The sequence below is a fragment of the Sinomicrobium halophytocola genome (assembly GCF_052983395.1).
Genome location: NZ_JBRKIT010000031.1, coordinates 41,974 through 65,481 on the forward strand (window position 1 = coordinate 41,974; position 23,508 = coordinate 65,481).

The window sequence follows — 23,508 nt, forward strand, 5'->3', positions numbered from 1 at the left end:
ACGCAGACCATTGGATAAACACAAACACCCGAGTATACACGCTAAAGTTCGGACTGGCGAAAGTGCCGTGGTTTACAAAACAAAAAAAGATAAATGCTTAACTAAATGACATTGCCTAAAGGGAGCTGTTTTTTCTCGTCCCGATATTCATCGGGACTTTCGGGAGAGGGGTTATGGAAATTAAATTTTTGTCATGTACTAAACATTTTAGCTTAAAAAAATAAACAGAAAAGTCAAGATGAGTTCAATACAGTCTATCCTAAATAACCCGATACTATGAAACAATATATTTTAGCTTTAGACCAGGGTACTACCAGTTCCAGGGCGATCCTCTTTGATGAAAAGGGACAGATCGTTTCCGTAGCGCAGAAAGAATTTACCCAGATATTCCCCAAACCGGGCTGGGTGGAGCACAACGCGTTGGAAATATGGTCTACCCAGGCAGGAGTAGCGGCAGAGGTGGTAACCAAGATAGGCCTGAACGGTAAGAGCATTGCCGCAATGGGAATTACCAATCAGCGGGAAACGGTTATTGTTTGGGACCGGAACACCGGTACTCCCGTATACAATGCCATTGTCTGGCAGGACCGCCGTACCGCCGGGTATTGTGCGGAACTGAAAAAGCAGGGGAAAGAGGAACTCATACGCCAAAAAACCGGATTGATCATAGACTCGTATTTCTCTGCGACTAAGGTGAAATGGATACTGGATAATGTTCCCGGGGCCAGGGAAAAAGCAGAAGCAGGCGACCTGGTTTGTGGCACGGTGGATAGCTGGATCATCTGGAACTTTACCAAGGGAGAACTGCACATAACCGATGTGACCAATGCATCCCGGACCTTACTTTTCAATATCAACAGTATGGAATGGGACGACGAATTACTGGAACTGTTTACCATTCCGCGAAGCATGTTACCGGAAGTAAAACAATCCAGTGAAGTATACGGGCATTCCAAGACCACGGTATTTGCTACGCCTATTCCCATTGCCGGTATAGGAGGAGATCAACAGGCGGCACTTTTCGGGCAGATGTGTATTACCCCGGGGATGGTAAAGAATACTTACGGTACAGGATGTTTCATGTTGATGAACATCGGGGACAAACCTAAACTTTCTGAAAATAATCTGCTTACTACCGTGGCATGGAAGATCGACGGTAAAACGCAATACGCCCTGGAAGGCAGTATTTTTATAGCCGGTGCCGTTGTACAATGGCTCCGGGACGGCCTGAAGTTTATCCGGTCGTCCGATGAAATAGAACAACTGGCCACACAAGTGAAAGACACCGACGGCGTATATTTTGTTCCCGCCTTTGCCGGGCTGGGAGCCCCCCACTGGGATCCGGATGCCCGGGGCACTATGGTGGGGTTGAGCCGGGGTACGACATCCGCCCATATAGCCCGCGCGGCACTGGAATCCATAGCATACCAGACAGCCGATGTGCTGAATGCCATGCAGGCCGATGCCGGGCTGAAGATCAAAGAACTTCGCGTAGACGGCGGTGCAGCCGTAAACAATTTGTTGATGCAGTTTCAATCCGATCTCCTGCAATGCGATGTCATAAGGCCCAATGTTGTAGAGACAACAGCCCTGGGAGCGGCTTACCTCGCCGGACTGGCAACCGGGTACTGGAAAAATATCGATGAAATACAACAGTTGTGGCAGATGGAGAAAACCTTTACTCCCGATCCGGACAAAGATATGAAAGAAGGAATTGCCGGTTGGAAAAAGGCTATCAAGGCCACACGAAGCTGGAGCGAATAAAATTTTAGGAACTGGGATCGTTCTCGTTCGTGATATTTTAGTACATGACAAAAATCGTTTTTTTGAATAATTTGACCGGAAAACAATTTGCCCCCTTTAGGGTCGGGGTAACAATCCCGAAAGCTTTCGGGAGAGGAGTTATCGAAATTAAATTTTTGTCATTTACTAACCGTGATATGTAAAAAAATGTTTAACCCGAAATATATTCATAATATACATGACACCATTTGTGGCTGAATTTTTAGGGACTATGCTCCTCATTCTTTTGGGGGACGGAGTTGTTGCCAATGTTGTACTGAAGGATACGAAAGGAAATAGCGGGGGGTGGATTGTCATTTCCACCGCCTGGGCCCTGGCCGTTTTTGTGGGCGTAACCGTGGCAGCACCATATAGCGGTGCCCATATAAACCCTGCGGTAACTATTGCATTAGCTGTCACGGGGCAATTTGCCTGGGGGAGTGTGGTATCTTACATTGTAGCCCAGGTGTTGGGAGCTATGGCAGGGGCTTTCCTGGTATGGCTTATGTACCGGGACCATTTTAACCGCACAGAAGATAAAGGAGCAATACTGGCTGTTTTTTGTACGGGGCCGGCAATCAGAAGATATTCTTCTAACTTTATCAGTGAAGTGGTTGGTACCTTTGTTTTGCTTTTTACTATTTTTTATATCACCGGGGCGGAAATAACGTCTTCTGCAGAACCTATAGGGCTTGGGTCTGTAGGCGCGATCCCTGTTGCTTTTCTGGTATGGGCCATTGGTTTGTCACTCGGGGGTACTACCGGGTATGCCATTAACCCGGCCAGGGATCTCGGACCGAGGATTATGCATGCCATATTGCCTATAAAAACAAAAGGAGGAAATGACTGGTCTTATGCCTGGGTCCCCGTGATCGGTCCTGTTGTGGGGTGTGTTCTGGCGGCGGTTCTTTTTATGGCGCTTCAATAAAAGCTGAGCCCGGAAAGATGCCGTTTGTCTTTGGTACTTTCCCGGGCTCAGGCCGGAATTACAGATATGTACTCCTGTCTATTCTTTATTCTTCACATATTTTTCCAGCCATTGATCCTGTTCCCACAAAATGTGTAAAATAGATTCCATGGCGGCATAACCGTGACTTTCTTTAGGTAACATGACCAGTCGGGCAGGGGCGCCGAAACCTTTCAGGGCATTGAAATAACGTTCGCTCTGCATAGGGTAGGTTCCGGAATTGTTGTCTGCATTCCCGTGAATGAGCAGTAAGGGAGTTTTCATTTTATCCGCATGCATAAAAGGCGACATGCCGTTATAGATTTCCGGGGCTTCCCAGTAATTTCGTTCCTCGCTTTGAAAGCCGAAAGGAGTAAGGGTACGGTTATAAGCCCCGCTACGTGCTATTCCCGCTGCGAACAGATCGGAATGTGTAAGCAGGTTGGCGGTCATGAAGGCACCGTAAGAATGTCCGCCTACAGCTACTCTTTCCCGGTCCACATATCCCAGGGCGTCTACCGCATCTATGGCTGCTTTGGCATTGGCCACGAGTTGTTCACGGAAGGTGTCATTCGGTTCCTTGTCCCCTTCTCCTATGATGGGGAAGGCGGCACCATCGAGAACAACATATCCCCGGGTTACCCAGTACACGGGAGAACCGTAAGAAGGGAAAGTAAAGGAGTTGGGATTGGACGTTGTTTGCGCGGCACTGCTTTTGTCTTTGTATTCCCTGGGGTAAGCCCAGAGGATCATCGGCAGCTTTTCTTTTTTATCCGTATCATAACCTTCGGGCAGGTACAGGGTGCCGCTCAGTTCCAGTCCGTCGTCCCTTTTGTAGGTGATGACCTCTTTGTGTACATTTTCAATACTTTGGAAAGGATTTTTAAAATTGGTTACGGCAACCGGCGCTATACGTTTTTTCAGGTTGCGGAGGTAATAGTTAGGGTATTCGTTTTTAGATTCGATACGCACCAGTATTTCTCCTTTTCCGGCATCGATTACGGAGTGGATGTTTTCCAGTTTGTCCGTGAATTGCGATTGATACAGGCGGTTCTTTTTAAGACTGGTCAGGCTAATTTCATCAAGAAACGGAAACTGACCTTTATCCGAATACCCGTCTCCGATAAGAAAGGCGCTGTTACCATCCAGTTTCAGGGCATACTGGCCGTATTCGTTTTTCTCCGTTTCAAAGTTTCCGGGGTCACTGTATTTATCCTGATAATTCCGGTCAAATACTACTTTAGCTTCTTTTCCCGCTTGAGAAGGATTGAATATATAGGTTTTCGTATTCCGGTCGTTCCACCACCTGTCTGTCAGAACCGCAACCCGGTCATTTCCCCAGGTGATTCCGGAGAACCTGTTGATGGTCTTTACCAGGGATTCCGGATTTCCTTTAAACGGGGCTTCCAGGGTAAATACTTCATCCCGGAAAGGAACTTCTTTTTCCGGATCACCACCATCGAGGGCTTCCACCCATACTATGGTAGCAGGTTTGTCCGCACGCCACGAAATACTTCTCTTTCCTTGTTTTGTTGCCATAAAACCTTTGGGGAGGTCTTCTATAAGAGGAGTTTCTTCCACGGTTTTTACCAGGTTCCCGTCCAGGTCATATATATTGGTTGTTGAAGGGAAACGGTAGAATGGAACTATGTAGGAAAACGGGCGGTGCAGGGCTGTTATCATTACATATTTTCCGTCAGGGGAGAAGCGTTCGCCTGAGTACATGGCCTTTTCTTTCCAGAGGGACTGATTGCCTTCCAGGTCTACTCTGTATAGTTCCGAAGTAGTAAGGGTTTCAAAATTGAATTCGTCGGCTTTACTTTTCAGCAGGTCCTGGTAGGTCCGGTTTTGGGCGAGAATGCCACTGCTCACTGTTACAGTTGGCCCGGTAGGTACAGCTTCTTCTATGTCTATAAGAGCCGGTCTGTTTGCCGGGAGCATCCGTACAAGGAGAGATTTTCCGTCCTTAAACCAGCTAAGTGGATTGCCCATATTGGCATTGGCGCGGGCATCGGTCAGTTTTTTTGCTGTTCCGCTTGCCATGTCCAGTACCCAAATTTCTACCCCGGTATCGGTGGTGTTGGTGAAGGCTATTTTCTTTTCGTCCGGGGAAGGGGTAAAGTAGGATAACCTGGGATTTTCCGGAAGCCCGGTAACCTGTTTGGGTTCCGGGTCCTTTAATTTCTTGTATTTTATATTGTTGATAAATACGGCCCTGCTGGAGATATTGGTTTTAGGATTGATACGAAGACCGGCAAGACGAAGTTCATCTTCGGACAGTTCCGCTATGGTTTTGTAACTGTTGCGGTATAGCAATAGCATATTTTCCTTGTTATTGTCTATGAGCACGGAAGGAGGTCGTTGAATGTCCACCAGTTCCAGGATTTCTTTCGGTGGTTTTTGATACGTCAGGTTCTCTTGTGCCGGGGAAAAAAGGGAGAAACCGGCACAGACAAGCGAGGAGAAGAATAGTTTTAGTTTCATTAGTGGAATTTTAGAATTCTGGTAAAGTTGCTAAAAAAAGCTATAAATAAACTTAAATATTTCTTAAAATGAAATAAATGTGCAGGTCAGGGAAAATGAAAAGAGGATTATTGAAACACCGATATATAACTGCTTTACTTCTTATAATTTCAAACGGATTCCACCCCTGGATAACAACCGGGCGAGGCCAATCATGGCCAGGGCCCATGCTACGGAACCAATAACGGCCAGGAGCGGGGAATGTTCCTGTTTGTAAAAGAAGAAAGGGAGGTGGAATCCCCAAAGAATAAAATATAAAATATCCGGAGCCAGATAGGTGGTCAGGGAGTTCTGCCCTACCGGCAAAAATATGCCGCACCACGAAGTGACTTTCCGGAAGTCTATGATGTAAAATAATATACAAAACACGAGAATACTAATGCCGTTACAAACCATTGCCCATGAAGGTGTACCCGAAATTTTGGAAAGGATAAACCAGTTTCTCAATACAAATCCTGTGAAAAGGATTAGAATACCAAAAGGGATCAGGATACGGAGCAGCTTTGTGAAATGGTCCTTATTTCTCTTTAAAATAACTCCGGTCAGGAGGCCGCAAAGTACAATGGAGGGTGTGGTGCCGCTAAGTAATACCCCGAAATAGGGTTGAATGGGGTTTAAAAAGATTAACAAATCGAGTTGGGAGAAGATGTTCAATGCGATAAAACCTATCCAGATCGCAAAAATACTTTTCAGGTTCTCCCCGGTTAGTAAAAATGTAACGGCCGCTGCAAAATATCCCCATCCGATGAGTCCCAGTATACCCCACCACTGCGGGGAAATCCATTCCGGGTCTTCCGCTGTTCCTGCCCGGAAGAGAAAGGCCAACAGTATTAGCCCTGCAATACCCGTTAAACGGAGACTTCGATATAATTTTTGTTTCCCCGTCTTTTCCGGATATTTATTCCAGATAAGGAAGATACATAGGTATACCAGGATAGCCCAGGTGTAAGTGCCTATACCCGTAAGTTGTGGGTTCAGCGTGGAAACATTCACCATAAAAACCCCGATAATAAGCAAACTCATTGTCCTTCCTATAATATGAAGGAATATCTTTCTTTTGTTTTCACCTCTTTTTTTTCTTGATAAAAAGGCGAACGGAATAGAAAGGCCAACCATAAACAGAAAGCCGGGAAATACCCAGTCGGCCAAACCCATTCCGTCTTCTGTTGCCTGTGTATGTACCAGCCATTTGGGGACGCCCGGTACAAACAGGTCATTGACAAACAACATGAGAAAGAGGGTAAGTCCCCTCATTATATCTATGGAAGCTATTCGTGTCTTGGTTGGTACCTGAGGTGTGGTCTGCATAGTTTTTAAAAAAATTAAATATAGCGGTTTTTAACGGATTAATTCATGTTCTTAAAGACCCTGCCATAAAATATACGAGTTTAAGTAAGGATTTTTTATAAGTTGTAAGTCGTACATTTTCACTAAATTTAAGTTAAATTGCATCCCTGATTTCGATTTTAATAAAAAAAGATATCTTAAAACAGAAAAAAATGTATAACTCTAAAATTTCCGGTCTGGGGTATTATGTCCCTGGGAATGTGGTAACAAATGACGATCTCTCCAAAATAATGGATACTAATGACGAGTGGATACAGGAGCGTACCGGAATAAAGGAAAGGCGCCATGTAGTCCGGGGTGACGGTGATACTACGGCTACTATGGGAGTGAAGGCTGCGAAAGTGGCTATAGAAAGGGCCGGAATAGATAAAGAGGATATAGATTTTATTGTATTTGCAACCCTAAGTCCGGATTATTATTTTCCCGGGCCGGGGGTAATGGTACAGAAGGAACTTGGCATAAAAACCATTGGCGCCCTGGATGTAAGAAACCAGTGCTCGGGTTTTGTCTATGCACTTTCCGTGGCCGATCAGTTCATAAAAACCGGAATGTATAGAAATATCCTGGTTATAGGTTCCGAACTACATTCCACCGGATTGGATATGACCAGTCGTGGTAGAGCAGTGTCCGTGATCTTCGGTGACGGGGCAGGGGCTGCTGTAATCACAAGGGAAGAAGATAATACCAGGGGAATTTTGTCCACACATCTCCACTCCGAAGGTGAGCACGCGGAAGAGCTGGCGCTTACCGCTCCGGGAATGGGAGGGCGTTGGGTGAAGGATATCCTCGAAGAAAACGATCCGGAAGATATTTCGTATTATCCGCATATGAACGGCCAGTTTGTCTTTAAGAATGCCGTTGTGAGGTTCAGTGAAGTGATTATGGAAGGATTGAAACAAAATAACCTGAAACCCGGGGATATAAACATGTTGATCCCACACCAGGCCAACCTGCGGATCTCGCAGTTCATTCAGCAGAAATTCGGATTATCTGATGACCAGGTTTATAACAATATCCAGAAATACGGAAATACTACCGCTGCCTCTATTCCGATTGCCCTTACCGAAGCATGGGAAGAGGGAAAAATAAAAGAAGGAGACATTGTGGTACTCGCTGCCTTTGGTAGTGGATTTACCTGGGGAAGCGCCATTATCAGATGGTAGTGTCCGATCAGGCTAAACAAGTATTCTGAAAGTTTAAATTCCCGGAACGGGATAAAACCGGGGAAATTCAATTCCTGCCGATACAGGATTTTGCCATATATTAAGCATTCTCCGCCAACTTTCGGTTCGGAGTATTTACTTGTTAAGGAGTATCCTCTTCTTCGGTAGTCACCGTATATGTTCCGAAAGCGGCATTTTGTGCCACGAGCCTTTCTTCATCGGCATTTAACAAGATCATTTTCTGGAAGTTGATCTGGTGAATAAAACCGGTTCTGTCGCTCGTTTCTGTCGTGGTGATGGTTATTTCACCCTGAATTGCTTCATATCGCGCTAATTGTACAGGGGTTTCCGGTTTTTCCTCCAGGCAGAAATAATTGTCGGGCACTTCACCGTCGTATATATAAAAGAGTACTCGTGAACCTTCTTCACCGATGGTACTGACAATGGGACTGTCCTCTTCCGTTTCTTCGTTGAGAAATAAACCTTCTTCCAGGTCCAGTACCAGGGCTATCCCCCTGTCCGTATTATCCGTACCTGCTTTGTATAGAAGTGTGTCGTTACAGTGTACGATATCGTTATATGTAGCACCGATGGCTGCATTGGGTATAGAGGTTGTATATGTGCCCAGGGCGAACCTGTTTTCTATAACCCGTTCCCCGGCATCGTTCACCAGTACCGCCCCGTGTATTACGATACCGTGATTAAACCCGGTTCCGTCCGATTTAGGGGTGGAGAGGGCACGTATAATACCGCCTGTAGCTACGACCTCCTGCTGTACTGTTGGAGTGGAAGGAGGAACAGTGTTGCAGAAATAATCATTGGTTACGGCATCGTCAAAAAAACGATAATATAGTTGAGAGCTTCCGGGAATGTCACTTTCAATACTATCCGCAGTGATCCTGTTCCTTAGAAAATCTGATTCCAGTTGCAGCAGGAGGGCTTCATTTTCCGCAATTTTAAACAAAAGCCCCGTGTCTTCGAAGTTATCGCAACCTGTAATACTGCTTTCGGAAAAATCCACACGTTCTATTTCCAGGTCGCCATCATTGCAGCCGGCGAGGAATACAATAGCAGGCAGTATTCCAAAGAAAGTACTTTTCATAAAAATATGTTTCATAGTAATAGTATCGCTTTCTGACAGGCCGGTATTTTTTAAATAAATAAGCATCCTGTCTTTTCCGGGCAAAACCCTTAAATTTGCACCGGCATTTCCGAAACAAAAGTAGTGGAAATGTATGTATAACGGATAATATTCCATATAATTTTAACAGCCAATGGATAAGATATACCTGGATAATGCTGCTACGACAAGGACACGGGACGAGGTGCTGGACGTGCTTGGTACATCGCTCAGGGAAAACTACGGTAACCCTTCTTCTACACATAGTTTCGGACGTTCGGCCCGGACATTGATCGAAAAGGCGCGTAAAACCATAGCCGGATATCTCAATGCCTCTCCCTCCGAGATTATTTTTACCTCCGGCGGTACAGAAGCTGATAATATGGTCCTCCGAAGCGCTGTTCGGGATCTTGGAATACAAACTGTCATTACTTCTAAAACAGAACATCATGCCGTGTTGCATACGGTAGAGCAACTGCAAAAGGAATACGCTATTACTGTAAAGTATGTGGTGCCGGACCCGGATGGTACGCCAAACAACGAACACCTGGAATGGTTGCTTCGGAACGACGACAGCAAAAAACTGGTGAGCCTGATGCATGTGAATAACGAGATCGGAAATAAAATAGATATTGATGAGGTTGCACGGATATGTAAGGAAAATGAGGCCTTGTTCCATTCGGATGCCGTGCAGTCCATAGGACATTGGGAATGGGATACTCAAAAGACCCGGGTAGATTTCCTCGCCGCTGCGGCGCATAAATTTCATGGCCCGAAAGGAGTGGGTTTTGCGTATATCCGCAAAAAATCCGGGCTGAATCCCCTTATTTTCGGAGGTGAACAGGAAAGAGGATACCGTGCCGGAACGGAAAGTGTACACAATATCGTGGGAATGGAAGAAGCCCTGAGATTGGCATACCATCACCTGGAAGAGGAAAGAACCTATATAAGAGACCTTAAAAATTATTTTATAGCAAAACTGGGAGAGAAAATCCCCGGTGTGGAATTTAACGGAGGATGTGCTGACGATAACAGGAGTACCTATACCCTAGTGAACGTTCGTTTGCCGTTTAGTAAGGAAAAAGCGCAAATGCTGCTGTTTCATCTCGACCTAAAAGGTATAGCCTGTTCCGAAGGCAGTGCCTGCCAGAGCGGTAGTCTTACCGGATCGCATGTGCTCAGTGCCATACTCACTGAAGAGCAATTACAAAAACCTTCTCTGAGATTTTCATTTTCTACCTTTAATACAAAAGAAGAGTTGGATTACGTGGTGAACACCCTGAAAGAATTCCGGGAAAGTTAATTTTCTTCCGAAGATCTAAAAATGGCATATATATCGAAATCCGGTATTATGCCATTTTATTATTTATGCACTAAGTGAGATTTATGCTCCGGCTTGCATCGGAAATGAGTTAATGGTTTGTTTCCCTTGAATGCCCCTTACCTCGAAGTAGCTGACTTAAACTATTAATCCAATATCTAATATCTCAAATCTAACATCTATTTATCATACGGAAACTTCCTGGAAGCTTTTTTCATAATAGATTCGATGATATCCTGTGTGTTTTTCCCGGATTTCCGCGTTATGGTTTTTTCGAATTTCCAGAGTAATTTTCCGGTTTTCCCGTCACTGAGTTTTATAGCAATTCTGCCATAATCGCTTTTACCACTGATAATGTCAAAAAGGTTCGGGCTTTCCACCCCTTTGGATATTAATTTACGAAGGGTGAGGTTACCGCTGATGACGCCATCAACATCCAGTATTTCGGAGAGTTCTTCCGAAGTGTGAATATCCAGGTTTTCAATGGAGATCTCATTTTTATTGAGAATGGCGTTGGTGTTTTTGATATTCTGTAAGTTAACCCGGAACCCTTTTCGGCTTTTCTTTTTGGAAAAATAGCTTTCCAATGCATTCTGTACCGCATAGCCTTCTTTGGCCTCCAGTTTTTCCAATTCCTCTTTTGAGAGGTTTTCCATATGTTCCAGTTCCAGTGTGGCCAGGAAAGGCAGTATGGCCAGGGTCTTATGATCTTTGGTCAGTTCCTCGAATTTCTGGCTTTCGTAAATTGTTTTTTGTGCAAAAACCGGGGCTGTGCAAATGACAAAGAATAAAAACAATGCTTTTTTCACTAGTAATGTATTTAAGCTATATAACTTATAATTCCATAATTGTATACCGGGAGACTACGGGAACTGAGCAGGTGCCAGGTTTTTTCCGTGTATTTGCTCCGTTATTTCCGGAATGAGGTAATGGTGATGCAAAGGTACTGTTTTTACTTTGTCGCCCTATAAAATGTAGCGTTAAATGTGCTGCTGTTCCCTACGTTATCCGTGACCGAAAGTTCCATTTGATGTTTGCCGTTATCAAAACTGACATCGTTAAAATCATAGGTCAGGGTGTTGTTTTTAGGTTCGTATTCCATTAATATCCATCTGCCGTTTATTGTTGCCTGATAGGAAGCTATACCACTAAGATCGTCTGAGATTTTTATTTTCAGATAATGATAATTGGAAAGCCACTGGCCTTCTTTAAAATTAACCGGAACTATCCGGGGGGCTGTAGTGTCTTTTTCCAGCGTAAAGGTGCCGAGATTTCGGGTGTGAGTGGAAAACGTATCACCCCTTTTATATGTGGTCTCATAGGAAGGCCGTTTCCGGCGATCCAGGTGTGCGATAAAAAGCTGCTTCCGTTCTTTCTGCGGATAGTCGGAAACGTCAAACGACAAGGTGAAATTTCTTTGAAGCGGAACTTCATCATTGTGAATTTCATAAGTCCCGTCCCCGTTATCTCTGAGATCGAAATAAAGGTCGTTATAAAACGTATGTGACGGAAAAAATACGGTAATGTTCCCTGTAGCGTATATATTGTCCCTGTTGGTACGCAGGTAGTTCGGGGTGATCTTTTTTTCTTTTTTATGTACGATCTCCAGCTTTTTGCCTGTTACCGGGATCGTCAGGACGCTTTTATTCCCATTAAAGTCGTTCACTTCTATAATCACATTATAGTCTGACCCGTCCACTACATCAATAACTCCTTCATTTAGTCTTTTACCATAAATCCCCAGGCTGTTCCCGGGAGAAATAAAACATTTTTGTATTCGCTGTCTTTCCCGGACATAATGGCCGTAGTCGATCAGGGTGTTTATATGTCTGCTTTCCGCAAAAGAAAAGGTTTCGAAGTGATAGTATACCTGTGTAGTTCCGTTAACGGACATCTGCACGGCATATGCGCCGTTTTTATTGTATGCCAGGTCTTGCCTGTCATAAGCACGAATCCCAAAACCGATAGGGCCATGGGCATCAACTTTATCAGCCAAAAGTGTGCCGTCGGGCTGCCTGCTGAAATGTATAGGAAGCGGTTCCCCGGAATGGTTTACCTGTGAACTGTCACTTAGCGGATAAGCGTATAGTTCCTGTATCACGGGAGGCTGGGCGTCTTCTACCCGGAGCCCGAAAAATAAGGGATTGATAGGTTTTTCCGTTTTCGTATCCCGTATTTCGAAATGGAGGTGCGGACCACCACTGCCCCCGGTATTTCCGGTATAAGCGACAACATCTCCTTTTTCTACCGGTAGTTCTGCAGATGCCGGGAAAAGTTCTATTTCAAAGGATTCCTTGCGGTACTGCCTTTCCCTGACATAAGCCTCTATTTCCGGGGCAAATTTCTGTAAGTGGGCATATACCGAAGTATAACCGTTGGGGTGTGTAATGTAAAGTGCCTTTCCGTATCCCCAGGGAGAAATTTTTATCCGGGATATATATCCCCCGGCTGCGGCATAAGCTCTTAGTCCTTCCCGTTGCTGTGTTTTTATATCAGTACCGGAATGAAAGTGATTGGAGCGCAGTTCGCCAAAAGTACCGGAAAGCAGGAGCGGAATGTCCAGCGGGGCGCGAAAATAGTCTTTAGGGTAAGTTTCCTGTCCGGAAACGGTGATAAAAGTCAGGAAGGCAAAAAATATATGGTATAGACGCATGAATCATTTCAGTTATGAGGCGCTAAAATAGAAAATAAGTGCTTACTAGACAAAATGCCTGTTGCACGAAGTTTTGGTGTATCGTCGGACGATCTTCATTTCACACAGGTTTCCGTTAAGGGGTGTGGTTGATTTTGTGCTTCATATCCGGTATCTTAGCGGGGCAAGGCGGAAGGGTGACATCTTAACGTAATTTTTAGAATCCGTACCGCAAAGAATTTTATCTTTACCCATTCAAAAATTCGTATTAAAATTATGCCTGCAGAGTGTCTTTCATTCAGGAAAACCGGATATTTTTCGAAGCTGATATGCGATTATACAGAAAAAGAGCAGGCCCTGAAGCCTTTTTATAACCGTTTTCCGGAAATCGAAGCATTCCGGGACCAGATCAAAGAGAAGCACGTTTCCTTTTCCGCCGAAACCCGACGTGTATTGGTCGAAGCATTGGAAAGGCAGTATGAAGGGGTCAATTCGTCCAGGGAAACCCTGTTTAACCTGCAGGCCCTGTCTTCTGACAATACCTTTACCATAACCACCGGGCACCAGTTAAACCTTTTTACCGGCCCGGTCTATTTTTTGTATAAGATAATCACCACTATAAAACTGGCTGACGAATTGAAATCCGTATATCCGGACTATCATTTCGTGCCGGTGTACTGGATGGCGACGGAAGACCATGACTTTGAAGAGATCAATCATTTTAATTTACACGGCAAAAACTTTCGTTGGAACAGGTCTTCCGGAGGAGCTGTAGGTGAGTTTTCCACGGACGGGCTGGAAGAAGTATTCCGGCTGTTTGCTTGCGAATTCGGTCCGGGAGAACATGCGGAATACCTGAAAAACCTGTTTCGGCAAACTTATCTGGAACACACCAGCCTTGCAGAAGCAACCAGGTTTCTCGTAAACGAATTGTTTAGTGAGTACGGGCTTGTAATTATAGATGGCAATGACCCGGGCCTGAAAAAAATGTTTGTTCCGCATGCGGAAAACGACTTACTTCGGAATACAGCCTATAACAGTGTCTCCGAAACTTCCGAAGCTCTCAAAAAGACGGACGGTGAATACGGATTACAGGTGAACCCCCGGGAAATTAATCTTTTTTATCTGGAGGAAGGTCTGAGAGAACGTATTGAGAAAAACGGGGATAGTTATTTTGTTCACGGTACCGATATAAAATGGAAGGAAGATGAATTGTTGAAGCACCTGCACGAAATGCCTCAGAAGTTCTCACCGAATGTTCTGCTCCGACCGTTGTACCAGGAAGTCATATTACCTAACCTTTGCTACATAGGTGGTGGCGGAGAAATAGCTTACTGGTTACAGTTGAAAGGATTTTTCGAAAAGGAAAAAATACCATTTCCCGTATTGCTGGTGCGCAATTCTGTGCTGTTAATAGATAGTATACAACAGGAAAAACTGGTGAAACTTAATATTACCCCTGCCACACTGTTTTTGAAACGGGATGCTTTTATCAATAAAAAAGTGCGGGAGATTAGTGATATCGATATTGATTTTTCTCCGCAAAAAAAACACCTTCAGGAGCAGTTCAAAGGAATGTATGAACTTGCCGAAAAGACCGATAAAACTTTTCTAAATGCCGTTAAAGCCCAGGAAGAAAAGCAACTCAAAGGTTTGGAAAAACTGGAAAAGCGCCTTTTAAAGGCACAAAAACGTAAATTATCGGACCAGGTAGTCCGGATGACCGATATACAGAACGAATTGTTCCCCGGACAGTCCCTGCAGGAAAGGACAACGAATTTTTCACAGTTTTACCTGGAGTACGGCAAGGAACTTATTCCCGGGCTCATCCGGGAGTTAAAGCCCCTGGAAGGAGATTTTTGTCTTCTGACTTTCTAAAGGGTCACGGTACAAGATAGCTGCTGTTCCACGAATCGCCGTTCCGGGAGAACAATACCCGGAGATGGTTTATCTTTTGCAGTTTTACGTATTCTATCTTTTCCGGTACCAGTTTCAATACGGTGAAGTAATGAATGTTGTCCTGGTGTTCCACATCTGAAGGGTCTTGTATCATGGTTCCCGGTGGTAATTCCGTAATATAATCTTTTCGCGATCTCGGTTTTATGCGGTCCCAGAGCCCCTTTACGGTCTGTTCGTCCTTTTCAACCCATACATTGGCGGTCATGGTGATCTGGATGAATTTGGAAGAGTTGAAAAACAGTAGACTTACTTCACTGTTTTCGCGTATATGCGTCATTTTCTTGGAACGGCTGTCCGTATATGCGGTGAGGGTAAAATCGTCTGCTACATCACGAAGGACCAGCATCCGTTGCCGTACATGCCCATGGATGCCGCAGGTGGCCATAGAAAAATAGCGAAAACGGTGCTTCGGCTTGCCGATGGCCTTCCTGAGGTCATTTTTTATGGAATCAAGAATATTCATAAGGTTGGAGTATCTTTAGAGTATTAATTTACGATATCTTTTTCATTTTTCATAATAACATGTGTTTTTCATATGCATATTTTACAATTCAGTACTTAAGGGTCAATATGTATCTTTGTGCAAAAAGAAACCGGATATGCACAATATAGATATGGATGTGGTGGAAATGACACTGGATGTCATGAAGTATGCCATAAACAGGATTACCCAGACTTCCCCGGAACTGGGACATCCGAAAAAAGAGGAAGAACTTCGCAAACTGGTAGGAGAAACCATAACCCTCGAAGGGATAGGAGGAGAGAAGGCCTTCCAGTTGTTCCGGGATGTGTTGGTAAAAGCAACGGTGCCTATTGACCACCCGAGGCATCTCGCTTTTGTGCCTGCATCACCTACACGTGCAGCGGTGATGTTCGACCTGGTTACCTCGGCTTCCAGTATTCACGGTGCTTACTGGATGGAGGGAGCGGGAGGTATTTATTGTGAAAACGAAGCGATGAAATGGCTGGTGTCCCTTGCCGGGCTCCCGGAAGGGGCTTTTGGCGTATTTACCAGTGGCGGGACCGCTGCCAACCTGTCGGCTATGGTCACTGCGCGGGAAGCCTGGCGGTCAGCTTCCGGTGAGCATGCCAGGGACAGGGGAGTTATGATCACCTCCATAGGCGCCCATTCATCCATTAAAACGATGGCCAAAGTGATCGATGCCGATGTTCACCTGGTGGATTCGGAAGACAGGCTTACGGGGCAAGGTCTGCGGGAAACTATAGAGCAATTGTCCCTCGAACAAAGGAACAGGTTGTTTGCAGTGGTAGCTACCGGGGGGACCACCAATGCGGGGATTATCGACGACCTGGAAGGGATAGCCGCGATATGTGAAAAAGAAAAGCTGTGGTTTCATGTAGATGCCGCTTACGGAGGAGGAGCACTGGCTGCTGATTCGGTAAGGCATTTGTTCCTCGGAGTGGAAAAAGCTGACAGTATTACCATTGATCCGCATAAATGGCTTTTTTCGCCATACGATTGTGGAGCGGTGATCTATAAAAAACCGGAGCTTGCCAAACGGGCCCATGCCCAGGAAGGGTCTTACCTCGATATTTTTAAAGATGAAGGAGCACGGGGCTTTAATCCTGCCGATTACCAGATACAGCTTACGAGAAGGGTCAGGGGATTGCCTCTGTGGTTTTCGCTGGCGATGCATGGCACCAAAATGTATAAGGAAGCCGTAGAACGTGGTATAGAACTCGCACGGATTGCAGGAAAGCTTATCGAAGAAGATCCGGACCTGGAACTCGTTCGGGAACCGAGTCTCTCCTGTGTGCTCTACCGCCGGAAAGGGTGGGTGCCGGACGACTATACCAACTGGACATATAAAAATCACAAGGCAGGCCTGGCACTTGTTACTCCCACCAAATGGAAAAACGGGGATACTTATGAGACCGTTTCCCGTTTTTGTTTTATAAATCCCGATACCACAGAAGAAGATATAAAAATGATCCTGGATACGATGAAGTAGCCGGCAAAAGCGGGCTTCGTTCTCTTGTGAATAATTAAAAGGACGGAAATTGGGATTTGAGATTTGATTTTTGATATTTAGTAGTATTTTTGCGCATGCAACACGACGTACTTATTTTAGATTTCGGTTCGCAGTATACACAACTCATCGCTCGAAGGGTTCGCGAGCTCAATATTTACTGCGAAATTCATCCATTCAACCATTTGCCGGACGACATTTCACGCTACAAAGCCGTGATCCTTTCCGGAAGCCCGTTTTCGGTCAGGGCAGAAGATGCGCCGCATCCGGATTTGTCTGCCATTCGCGGAAAAATTCCCCTTTTGGGAGTATGCTACGGGGCACAATATCTCGCCCATTTTGGCGGAGGTAGTGTAGAACCTTCCAATACGCGCGAATATGGTAGGGCAAACCTGTCTTATATCGTAGAAGAAGAAGCTTTCTTTGAAGGAGTGTCTCCGGGAACACAGGTTTGGATGAGTCATAGCGATACTATTAAAGCCTTGCCCGATAATGCCAGGAAACTGGCCAGTACTGCCGATGTTGAAAATGCGGCATACAAGATAGAAGGAGAAACAACTTACGCCATACAATTCCATCCGGAAGTATACCACTCTACCGACGGGAAAAAAATACTGGAGAACTTCCTCGTGAAAATTGCCGGGGTAGCACAGACCTGGACACCGGATAATTTTGTGGATATGACGGTAGGCGCCTTAAAAAAACAGCTTGGCAACGATAAAGTTGTACTTGCGTTGTCCGGGGGGGTAGATTCTTCCGTAGCGGCCGTATTACTTCATAAAGCCATAGGAGAAAACCTGCACTGTATTTTTGTGAATAACGGATTGCTGCGCAAAAACGAATTTGAAAAAGTGCTGGAGCGTTACGAAGGCATGGATTTAAATGTGACCGGTGTAGATGCTTCGGAACGCTTTTTGAGTGCTCTTGCGGGAGTAGAAGACCCGGAACTGAAGCGAAAAGCCATAGGACGTACGTTTATCGAGGTCTTTGACGATGAGGCGCATACAATAAAAGATGTAAAATGGCTCGCACAGGGAACTATTTACCCGGATGTGATCGAATCTGTTTCGGTAAACGGTCCGTCTGCAACCATAAAAAGCCACCACAACGTAGGCGGCCTGCCGGATTTTATGAAACTGAAAGTGGTAGAGCCTCTTCGTATGCTGTTCAAAGACGAAGTGAGAAGAGTAGGGGCGTCTATGGGAATAGATGCCGGTTTGCTGGGAAGACACCCGTTCCCCGGTCCCGGACTGGCAATCCGGATCCTCGGGGATATCACTCCGGAAAAAGTTCGTATTTTACAGGAAGTAGATGATATTTTTATCAGTGGTTTGAAAAGCTGGGGACTTTATGATAAAGTATGGCAGGCAGGAGCCATCCTGCTCCCGGTGAATTCTGTAGGGGTTATGGGAGATGAGCGTACTTATGAAAAATGTGTTGCCCTGCGGGCTGTGGAAAGTACGGACGGTATGACTGCCGATTGGGTAAATCTGCCTTATGATTTTCTGCAAAAGACCTCTAATGATATAATAAATAGAGTAAAAGGCGTTAATAGAGTAGTATATGATATAAGTTCCAAACCACCGGCCACCATAGAATGGGAGTAATGTTTGTCTGCTGACCGGCCTTTGGACTGGATAACAGGGAAGTCTTAAAAAAAACAGTACCGGGCGTTTCTTAGAAATTGCCCGTCTCTTCGTTTCCGGCAGGATTCCCGCCCGAATGATTAAAATTAAAATAGATGAACAAATTTGTTGTTTTCTTACTGGTAACATTTTTTGGTGTTTTCGTGCATGCACAGGACTTTGATACGCATGCCGTAAAAAAGGGAGAAACAGTAGAAAGTATTGCCAGGAAATACCAGGTGAACCCTGCAGATATTATCCGGTTGAACCCGGAAGTTAAAAACGGTCTGACGGTAAATACCATTTTGATAATTCCCATATCCGACAAGGCAAAAACGGACGGAGAGTCCATGACCCAGGAGGTGGTGTCTTTCATTACGCACAAAGTAAGGCGCAAGGAAACGCTTTACAGTATAGCGCAACTTTATAATGTCGGTGTAGACGATATAAAGAAATATAACAAAGAACTATACGGCAGACAGCTTAAAAAAAGGGAAAAGATCCGGATACCGAGATTTGAATACAAAGCGGTAGAGGTCTTTAAAGATCAGGAACCGGACAGTACGAAAACCTATGTAGTGCAAGCAAAGGAAGGTAAATGGCGTGTAGCTTATAAGCACGGTATTACTATTGAAGAACTGGAGGAACTGAACCCCGGTATGGGGGATGTACTGCGTGATGGGCAGGAAGTGCAGGTGCCGGACCACCCGGATAATGAAGAAAAAGCGATAGACGATTCACATAACTATTATGTAGTACTGCCGAAAGAAGGATTTTACAGGCTTAAGGTGAAGCTCGGTGTAAGCCGTGAAGAACTGGAAGAACTGAATCCCGAATTAAAAGAAGGAGGGCTTAAAGAAGGAATGGTGCTCAAACTGCCCAGGTCTATTTCTTCCGACCTGGAAGTGGAAGACGGAGTGGTCACGGAGAAATTTAACCTGGTAGACAGTATTGATCGCAGGGCTGTGGCTAATATAGCTTTAGTGCTTCCTTTTAAACTGAATGAAATAGAGGAAGGAGATGATTTAAAGGGAAAGATAGAAAACAGTAAATTACTGAGCCGTTCCCTGGATTTTTACACCGGTGCCCTGGCTGCACTGGATTCTGCAAAACAACTTGGTATATCTGTGGATGTGAGAGTGCTGGATAGCAGGGCAAGTGTAGTGGGGACGGGAAGGTTGCTGGCTGCAAACGATTTTAAGGATGTAGATGCCGTCATAGGGCCATTCCTTACCACGCCTTTCAATGAAGTGGCCGGTGGTGTAAGAGGTGTTCCTGTATTTCTGCCTTTCTCCGGTAATGTAAAGTCTTTGAGTAATATATTTCAGACGGTTCCGGATGACCATGTGCTTCGGGATAAAATGATAGCCTATATCAGATCACGTGTAGGCGATAAGCAGGTCATTGTTATCGCTGATTCTAAAAATGCGGGTGTCCGTGAAAAACTGCAACAGGAACTACCGGGGATAAAAGTACTGAATCCTACCGAAGATAAGTTTATCAGGCTGGATGATCTTCGGAAAATACTCAGTGAAACAAAAGAGAACTGGGTGATTGTAGAGACCGGTGATATTGTGATGCTGACCAATGTTACCGGGGTTTTGAATTCCGCAAGATCCGATAAACGTAAAATAACCATGTTCACCACGAAAAAGGGAAGTGCCTATGATTCCGAAAGTGTTTCTAATTTTCACCTGGCCAACCTGGATTTTCACTATCCTACCGTAGATAAGGCTTCTTCCGGAGATAATCCCTTTGTAAGGGCCTATGCCGATAAATTCGGTATTTCCCCGAACCGCTATGCAGCGAGGGGCTATGATCTCACCCTGGATGTGATCCTCAGGCTTGCTTATAATAAGGATCTTTACGATACCACTTCAATTATAGGGGAAACCGAATACGTGGAGAACAAGTTTAAGTATCACAAAAAGTCCCTGGGCGGATATTACAACAACGGGGCGTACATAGTTAAATATACAGATAAACTCCAGGTAGAAGAAGCAAAATGACCTCAAAAGTAACTTATAAGGGCGATCTGAGGACCGAATGCGAGCATTTGCAATCAGGGAACACATTTATTACCGATGCACCTATTGATAATAACGGTAAGGGAGAAGCTTTTTCACCTACCGATACGGTTGCTACCGCATTGGCCAGTTGTATGTTGACGATCATGGGGATCAAAGCGAGGGAACTGGAAATCAACCTCAGGGAGACTACGGCCGAAGTCACCAAGACCATGGCTGCCGGTCCCAGGCGTATTTCCGGAATTAAAGTGGTTTTTCATTTACCCGTAAATCCCGATGAGAAAACAAAAAAAATACTCGAAAACGCTGCAAATACATGTCCGGTGCACCATAGTCTGCATCCGGATATAGAAAAGGAGATCGTATTTAACTGGGGTTGAATTTTAGAATGAAAAATCACCGGACCCGGGATGCAGTCCCGGGTTTTGTGTTGTAAAAACTTTTGGTCTTTGTGTCGAGATAACCTTTTTCGGGGCAGGGAAGGAAAGTGTTCCCGCTTACGACCATTTTTGCCTGCGCTTAACAATCTCTTAAAATTTCGTTTGATTATTGCCGTATAAATAAAATCGATAGTTTGATTTTGCGGGATGTCCTATCTGCATATTAGCAAATTTGTATTTTGTATATACGGAAAATATTAAATGCATAAAATTCAAGGTTTTTCGCGAGGTTTTATTGCGAATTACGAGTCAAAGAAAAGGAGATATTAAAAACTTTAAAAAGTGTTGGCGATTTCGTATTTTTGCTGGACTTTCAAAATAAAAAACTTTATAGACAATGGCTTTTGATATTGATATGATTCAAAAGGTCTACGCTGGAATCGCCGAGCGGGTGGACAAAGCTCGTGAAGTGGTAGGTAAGCCGCTGACCTTATCTGAAAAGATTTTATATGCCCACCTTTGGGATGGTAATCCCACAAAGGCATTTAAGAGAGGTGCGGATTATGTGGACTTTGCCCCGGACAGGATAGCCTGCCAGGATGCTACGGCACAAATGGCGTTGTTACAGTTTATGCGTGCCGGAAAGCCTCAGGCGGCCGTTCCAACTACGGTACACTGCGATCACCTGATCCAGGCCAAAGTAGGTGCGGACAAGGATCTTAAGAGAGCCAATGAAACCAGTAATGAGGTGTTTAACTTTCTCGGCTCGGTATCTAACAAATACGGTATAGGCTTCTGGAAGCCCGGTGCCGGTATTATTCACCAGGTAGTGCTCGAAAACTACGCTTTCCCCGGAGGTATGATGATCGGAACGGATTCGCATACGGTAAACGCCGGAGGTTTGGGTATGATCGCTATCGGTGTCGGTGGAGCCGATGCGGTGGACGTAATGGCCGGAATGGCATGGGAATTGAAATTCCCTAAGCTTATCGGAGTGAAACTTACCGGTAAACTTTCCGGGTGGACCGCTCCAAAAGATGTTATTCTCAAAGTTGCGGGAATCCTTACTGTAAAAGGCGGGACCGGAGCTATCGTGGAATATTTCGGAGAAGGCGCTGAGGCGATGTCCTGTACCGGTAAAGGAACCATTTGTAACATGGGTGCGGAAGTGGGTGCAACTACTTCCACTTTCGGTTATGATGAGTCTATGGACAGGTATCTGCGTTCAACAGGACGTGAAGATGTAGCCGATGCAGCCAATAAAGTAAAAGATTACCTAACTGCCGATCCGGAAGTGTATGCAAATCCGGAGCAGTATTTCGACCAGGTTATAGAGATCAACCTTTCCGAGCTCGAACCTCACCTGAACGGTCCTTTTACTCCGGACCTGGCTACGCCGATATCTAAAATGAAAGAAGCGGCAAAAGAAAACGACTGGCCGCTGAAAGTCGAGTACGGACTTATAGGTTCTTGTACCAACTCTTCTTACGAAGATATTTCAAGGGCGGCATCACTTGCCCAACAGGTGTCGGATAAAAAATTAAAGACAAAATCAAACTTTACTATAACTCCCGGATCGGAGCAGGTGCGTTACACTATCGAAAGAGACGGTTTTATTGATACGTTCAATAAGATCGGTGCTACGGTATTTGCCAATGCATGTGGTCCGTGTATAGGTATGTGGGATCGTGCAGGCTCTGAAAAAGAAGAACGTAATACGATCGTACATTCCTTTAACAGGAACTTTGCCAAGAGAGCGGATGGTAACCCCAATACCCTGGCTTTCGTAGGTTCTCCTGAACTGGTAACGGCAATAGCGATCTCCGGAAGACTGGATTTCAACCCGTTAAAAGATAAGCTAATTAACGAAGAAGGAGAAGAGGTAATGCTGGACGAACCCAGAGGATACGAACTTCCGCCGGAAGGCTTTGCCGTGGAAGATGCGGGATACCAGGCCCCGGCAGAAGACGGAAGCAGCGTGGAAGTCGTAGTATCCCCTACGTCAGAGCGTCTGCAACTGTTAACGCCTTTTGAACCTTGGGACGGGAAAAACATTCTTGGTGCCAGGCTACTTATCAAGGCTTACGGTAAATGTACTACGGACCATATTTCTATGGCGGGACCGTGGTTGCGTTATCGCGGTCACCTCGATAATATTTCCAATAACTGTCTTATCGGTGCCGTTAACGCTTATAATATGAAGACTAACTTTGTGAAAAACCAGCTCACGGGAGAATATGGTGGCGTGCCGGATACACAAAGAGAGTATAAAGCTGGGGGAATTCCGACTGTAGTGGTAGGAGACCACAATTACGGAGAAGGTTCTTCCCGTGAGCACGCTGCAATGGAGCCTCGCCACCTCGGTGTTAAAATAGTACTTGTAAAATCGTTTGCACGTATTCACGAGACTAACCTTAAAAAGCAGGGGATGCTTGGTCTTACATTTGTCAATGAAGCAGATTACGATCTGATCCAGGAAGACGACACGTTTAACTTAGTGGATCTCGAAGGATTTGCACCCAATAAGCCTATAACCATAGAAGTGGTTCATGCTGACGGTAGCAAAGATATAATCATGGCAAACCATAGCTATAACGAAGGCCAGATAGCCTGGTTCAAGGCAGGTTCTGCATTGAACCTTATCGCAGCCGGTAAGGCTTAAGTGATAAAGGTAGCTGAAATATAATTTTAA

Annotated in this window: 16 protein-coding genes; 10 read left to right on the plus strand and 6 right to left on the minus strand. The window is 45.0% G+C overall.

What is annotated here, in order from left to right:
- The first annotated feature begins 276 nt into the window (after nucleotides 1–276).
- Entirely contained in the window at nucleotides 277–1,764 is a 1,488-nt protein-coding gene (gene glpK, locus ACVBDY_RS12715; protein ID WP_447175849.1) for a glycerol kinase GlpK, read from the plus strand.
- A gap of 217 nt (nucleotides 1,765–1,981) precedes the next feature.
- Complete coding sequence (locus ACVBDY_RS12720) at nucleotides 1,982–2,710, plus strand: MIP/aquaporin family protein (protein ID WP_447175850.1); 729 nt, start codon at nucleotides 1,982–1,984, stop codon at nucleotides 2,708–2,710.
- A 78-nt stretch (nucleotides 2,711–2,788) separates the two neighbouring features.
- Here the strand turns inward: ACVBDY_RS12720 and ACVBDY_RS12725 are convergent, their stop codons facing one another.
- On the minus strand, nucleotides 2,789–5,212 hold the full coding sequence (locus tag ACVBDY_RS12725; protein ID WP_447175851.1) for an alpha/beta hydrolase family protein: 2,424 nt from the start codon (nucleotides 5,210–5,212) through the stop codon (nucleotides 2,789–2,791).
- Nucleotides 5,213–5,353: 141 nt separating this feature from the next.
- Complete coding sequence (locus tag ACVBDY_RS12730; RefSeq protein WP_447175852.1) at nucleotides 5,354–6,559, minus strand: heparan-alpha-glucosaminide N-acetyltransferase domain-containing protein; 1,206 nt, start codon at nucleotides 6,557–6,559, stop codon at nucleotides 5,354–5,356.
- A gap of 191 nt (nucleotides 6,560–6,750) precedes the next feature.
- On the opposite strand from ACVBDY_RS12730, the gene ACVBDY_RS12735 reads away from it, so the two are divergent.
- Nucleotides 6,751–7,761: a 3-oxoacyl-ACP synthase III family protein gene (locus ACVBDY_RS12735; protein WP_447175853.1), complete on the plus strand. Its 1,011-nt coding sequence runs from the start codon at nucleotides 6,751–6,753 to the stop codon at nucleotides 7,759–7,761.
- A 142-nt stretch (nucleotides 7,762–7,903) separates the two neighbouring features.
- Here the strand turns inward: ACVBDY_RS12735 and ACVBDY_RS12740 are convergent, their stop codons facing one another.
- Nucleotides 7,904–8,863, minus strand: a complete 960-nt coding sequence (locus tag ACVBDY_RS12740) for a hypothetical protein (protein ID WP_447175854.1) — start codon at nucleotides 8,861–8,863, stop codon at nucleotides 7,904–7,906.
- A gap of 172 nt (nucleotides 8,864–9,035) precedes the next feature.
- Between ACVBDY_RS12740 and ACVBDY_RS12745 the strand changes: the two genes are divergently transcribed.
- Nucleotides 9,036–10,184: a cysteine desulfurase family protein gene (locus ACVBDY_RS12745; protein ID WP_447175855.1), complete on the plus strand. Its 1,149-nt coding sequence runs from the start codon at nucleotides 9,036–9,038 to the stop codon at nucleotides 10,182–10,184.
- 197 nt (nucleotides 10,185–10,381) lie between these two features.
- Here the strand turns inward: ACVBDY_RS12745 and ACVBDY_RS12750 are convergent, their stop codons facing one another.
- Complete coding sequence (locus ACVBDY_RS12750; RefSeq protein ID WP_447175856.1) at nucleotides 10,382–11,011, minus strand: LSm family protein; 630 nt, start codon at nucleotides 11,009–11,011, stop codon at nucleotides 10,382–10,384.
- Nucleotides 11,012–11,154: 143 nt separating this feature from the next.
- Nucleotides 11,155–12,855: a M23 family metallopeptidase gene (locus ACVBDY_RS12755; protein WP_447175857.1), complete on the minus strand. Its 1,701-nt coding sequence runs from the start codon at nucleotides 12,853–12,855 to the stop codon at nucleotides 11,155–11,157.
- 255 nt (nucleotides 12,856–13,110) lie between these two features.
- Between ACVBDY_RS12755 and bshC the strand changes: the two genes are divergently transcribed.
- On the plus strand, nucleotides 13,111–14,712 hold the full coding sequence (bshC, locus tag ACVBDY_RS12760) for a bacillithiol biosynthesis cysteine-adding enzyme BshC (protein ID WP_447175858.1): 1,602 nt from the start codon (nucleotides 13,111–13,113) through the stop codon (nucleotides 14,710–14,712).
- A 4-nt stretch (nucleotides 14,713–14,716) separates the two neighbouring features.
- On the opposite strand, the gene ACVBDY_RS12765 is transcribed toward bshC, so the two are convergent.
- Nucleotides 14,717–15,256 (minus strand): pyridoxamine 5'-phosphate oxidase family protein, encoded by a 540-nt coding sequence (locus ACVBDY_RS12765; RefSeq protein WP_447175859.1) that lies wholly within the window; start codon nucleotides 15,254–15,256, stop codon nucleotides 14,717–14,719.
- Nucleotides 15,257–15,392: 136 nt separating this feature from the next.
- On the opposite strand from ACVBDY_RS12765, the gene ACVBDY_RS12770 reads away from it, so the two are divergent.
- From ACVBDY_RS12770 to ACVBDY_RS12790, 5 genes are all read left to right on the plus strand, one after another.
- The gene (locus ACVBDY_RS12770; RefSeq protein ID WP_447175860.1) at nucleotides 15,393–16,766 is read left to right on the plus strand and encodes a pyridoxal phosphate-dependent decarboxylase family protein; all 1,374 of its coding nucleotides are present in this window, start codon (nucleotides 15,393–15,395) and stop codon (nucleotides 16,764–16,766) included.
- Between the two features lie 95 nt (nucleotides 16,767–16,861).
- Complete coding sequence (guaA, locus tag ACVBDY_RS12775; RefSeq protein ID WP_447175861.1) at nucleotides 16,862–18,391, plus strand: glutamine-hydrolyzing GMP synthase; 1,530 nt, start codon at nucleotides 16,862–16,864, stop codon at nucleotides 18,389–18,391.
- Between the two features lie 134 nt (nucleotides 18,392–18,525).
- The gene (locus ACVBDY_RS12780) at nucleotides 18,526–20,418 is read left to right on the plus strand and encodes a PBP1 and LysM peptidoglycan-binding domain-containing protein (RefSeq protein WP_447175862.1); all 1,893 of its coding nucleotides are present in this window, start codon (nucleotides 18,526–18,528) and stop codon (nucleotides 20,416–20,418) included.
- Nucleotides 20,415–20,816 carry an OsmC family protein gene (locus ACVBDY_RS12785; protein ID WP_447175863.1) on the plus strand — a complete coding sequence of 134 codons (402 nt, stop codon included), beginning with the start codon at nucleotides 20,415–20,417 and terminating at the stop codon, nucleotides 20,814–20,816. The genes ACVBDY_RS12780 and ACVBDY_RS12785 overlap by 4 nt, the downstream gene beginning before the upstream one ends.
- A 397-nt stretch (nucleotides 20,817–21,213) precedes the next feature.
- Entirely contained in the window at nucleotides 21,214–23,478 is a 2,265-nt protein-coding gene (locus tag ACVBDY_RS12790) for an aconitate hydratase (RefSeq protein ID WP_447175864.1), read from the plus strand.
- Nucleotides 23,479–23,508 lie beyond the last annotated feature (30 nt).

Coding starts and splice junctions, on each gene's coding strand:
- ACVBDY_RS12745 (WP_447175855.1), top strand. CDS start 9,036: ATGGATAAGATATACCTGGATAATGCTGCTACGACAAGGACACGGGAC.
- glpK (WP_447175849.1), top strand. CDS start 277: ATGAAACAATATATTTTAGCTTTAGACCAGGGTACTACCAGTTCCAGG.
- ACVBDY_RS12790 (WP_447175864.1), top strand. CDS start 21,214: ATGGCTTTTGATATTGATATGATTCAAAAGGTCTACGCTGGAATCGCC.
- ACVBDY_RS12785 (WP_447175863.1), top strand. CDS start 20,415: ATGACCTCAAAAGTAACTTATAAGGGCGATCTGAGGACCGAATGCGAG.
- ACVBDY_RS12765 (WP_447175859.1), bottom strand. CDS start 15,256: ATGAATATTCTTGATTCCATAAAAAATGACCTCAGGAAGGCCATCGGC.
- ACVBDY_RS12755 (WP_447175857.1), bottom strand. CDS start 12,855: ATGCGTCTATACCATATATTTTTTGCCTTCCTGACTTTTATCACCGTT.
- ACVBDY_RS12720 (WP_447175850.1), top strand. CDS start 1,982: ATGACACCATTTGTGGCTGAATTTTTAGGGACTATGCTCCTCATTCTT.
- ACVBDY_RS12735 (WP_447175853.1), top strand. CDS start 6,751: ATGTATAACTCTAAAATTTCCGGTCTGGGGTATTATGTCCCTGGGAAT.
- ACVBDY_RS12770 (WP_447175860.1), top strand. CDS start 15,393: ATGCACAATATAGATATGGATGTGGTGGAAATGACACTGGATGTCATG.
- bshC (WP_447175858.1), top strand. CDS start 13,111: ATGCCTGCAGAGTGTCTTTCATTCAGGAAAACCGGATATTTTTCGAAG.
- guaA (WP_447175861.1), top strand. CDS start 16,862: ATGCAACACGACGTACTTATTTTAGATTTCGGTTCGCAGTATACACAA.
- ACVBDY_RS12725 (WP_447175851.1), bottom strand. CDS start 5,212: ATGAAACTAAAACTATTCTTCTCCTCGCTTGTCTGTGCCGGTTTCTCC.
- ACVBDY_RS12740 (WP_447175854.1), bottom strand. CDS start 8,863: ATGAAAAGTACTTTCTTTGGAATACTGCCTGCTATTGTATTCCTCGCC.
- ACVBDY_RS12780 (WP_447175862.1), top strand. CDS start 18,526: ATGAACAAATTTGTTGTTTTCTTACTGGTAACATTTTTTGGTGTTTTC.
- ACVBDY_RS12730 (WP_447175852.1), bottom strand. CDS start 6,559: ATGCAGACCACACCTCAGGTACCAACCAAGACACGAATAGCTTCCATA.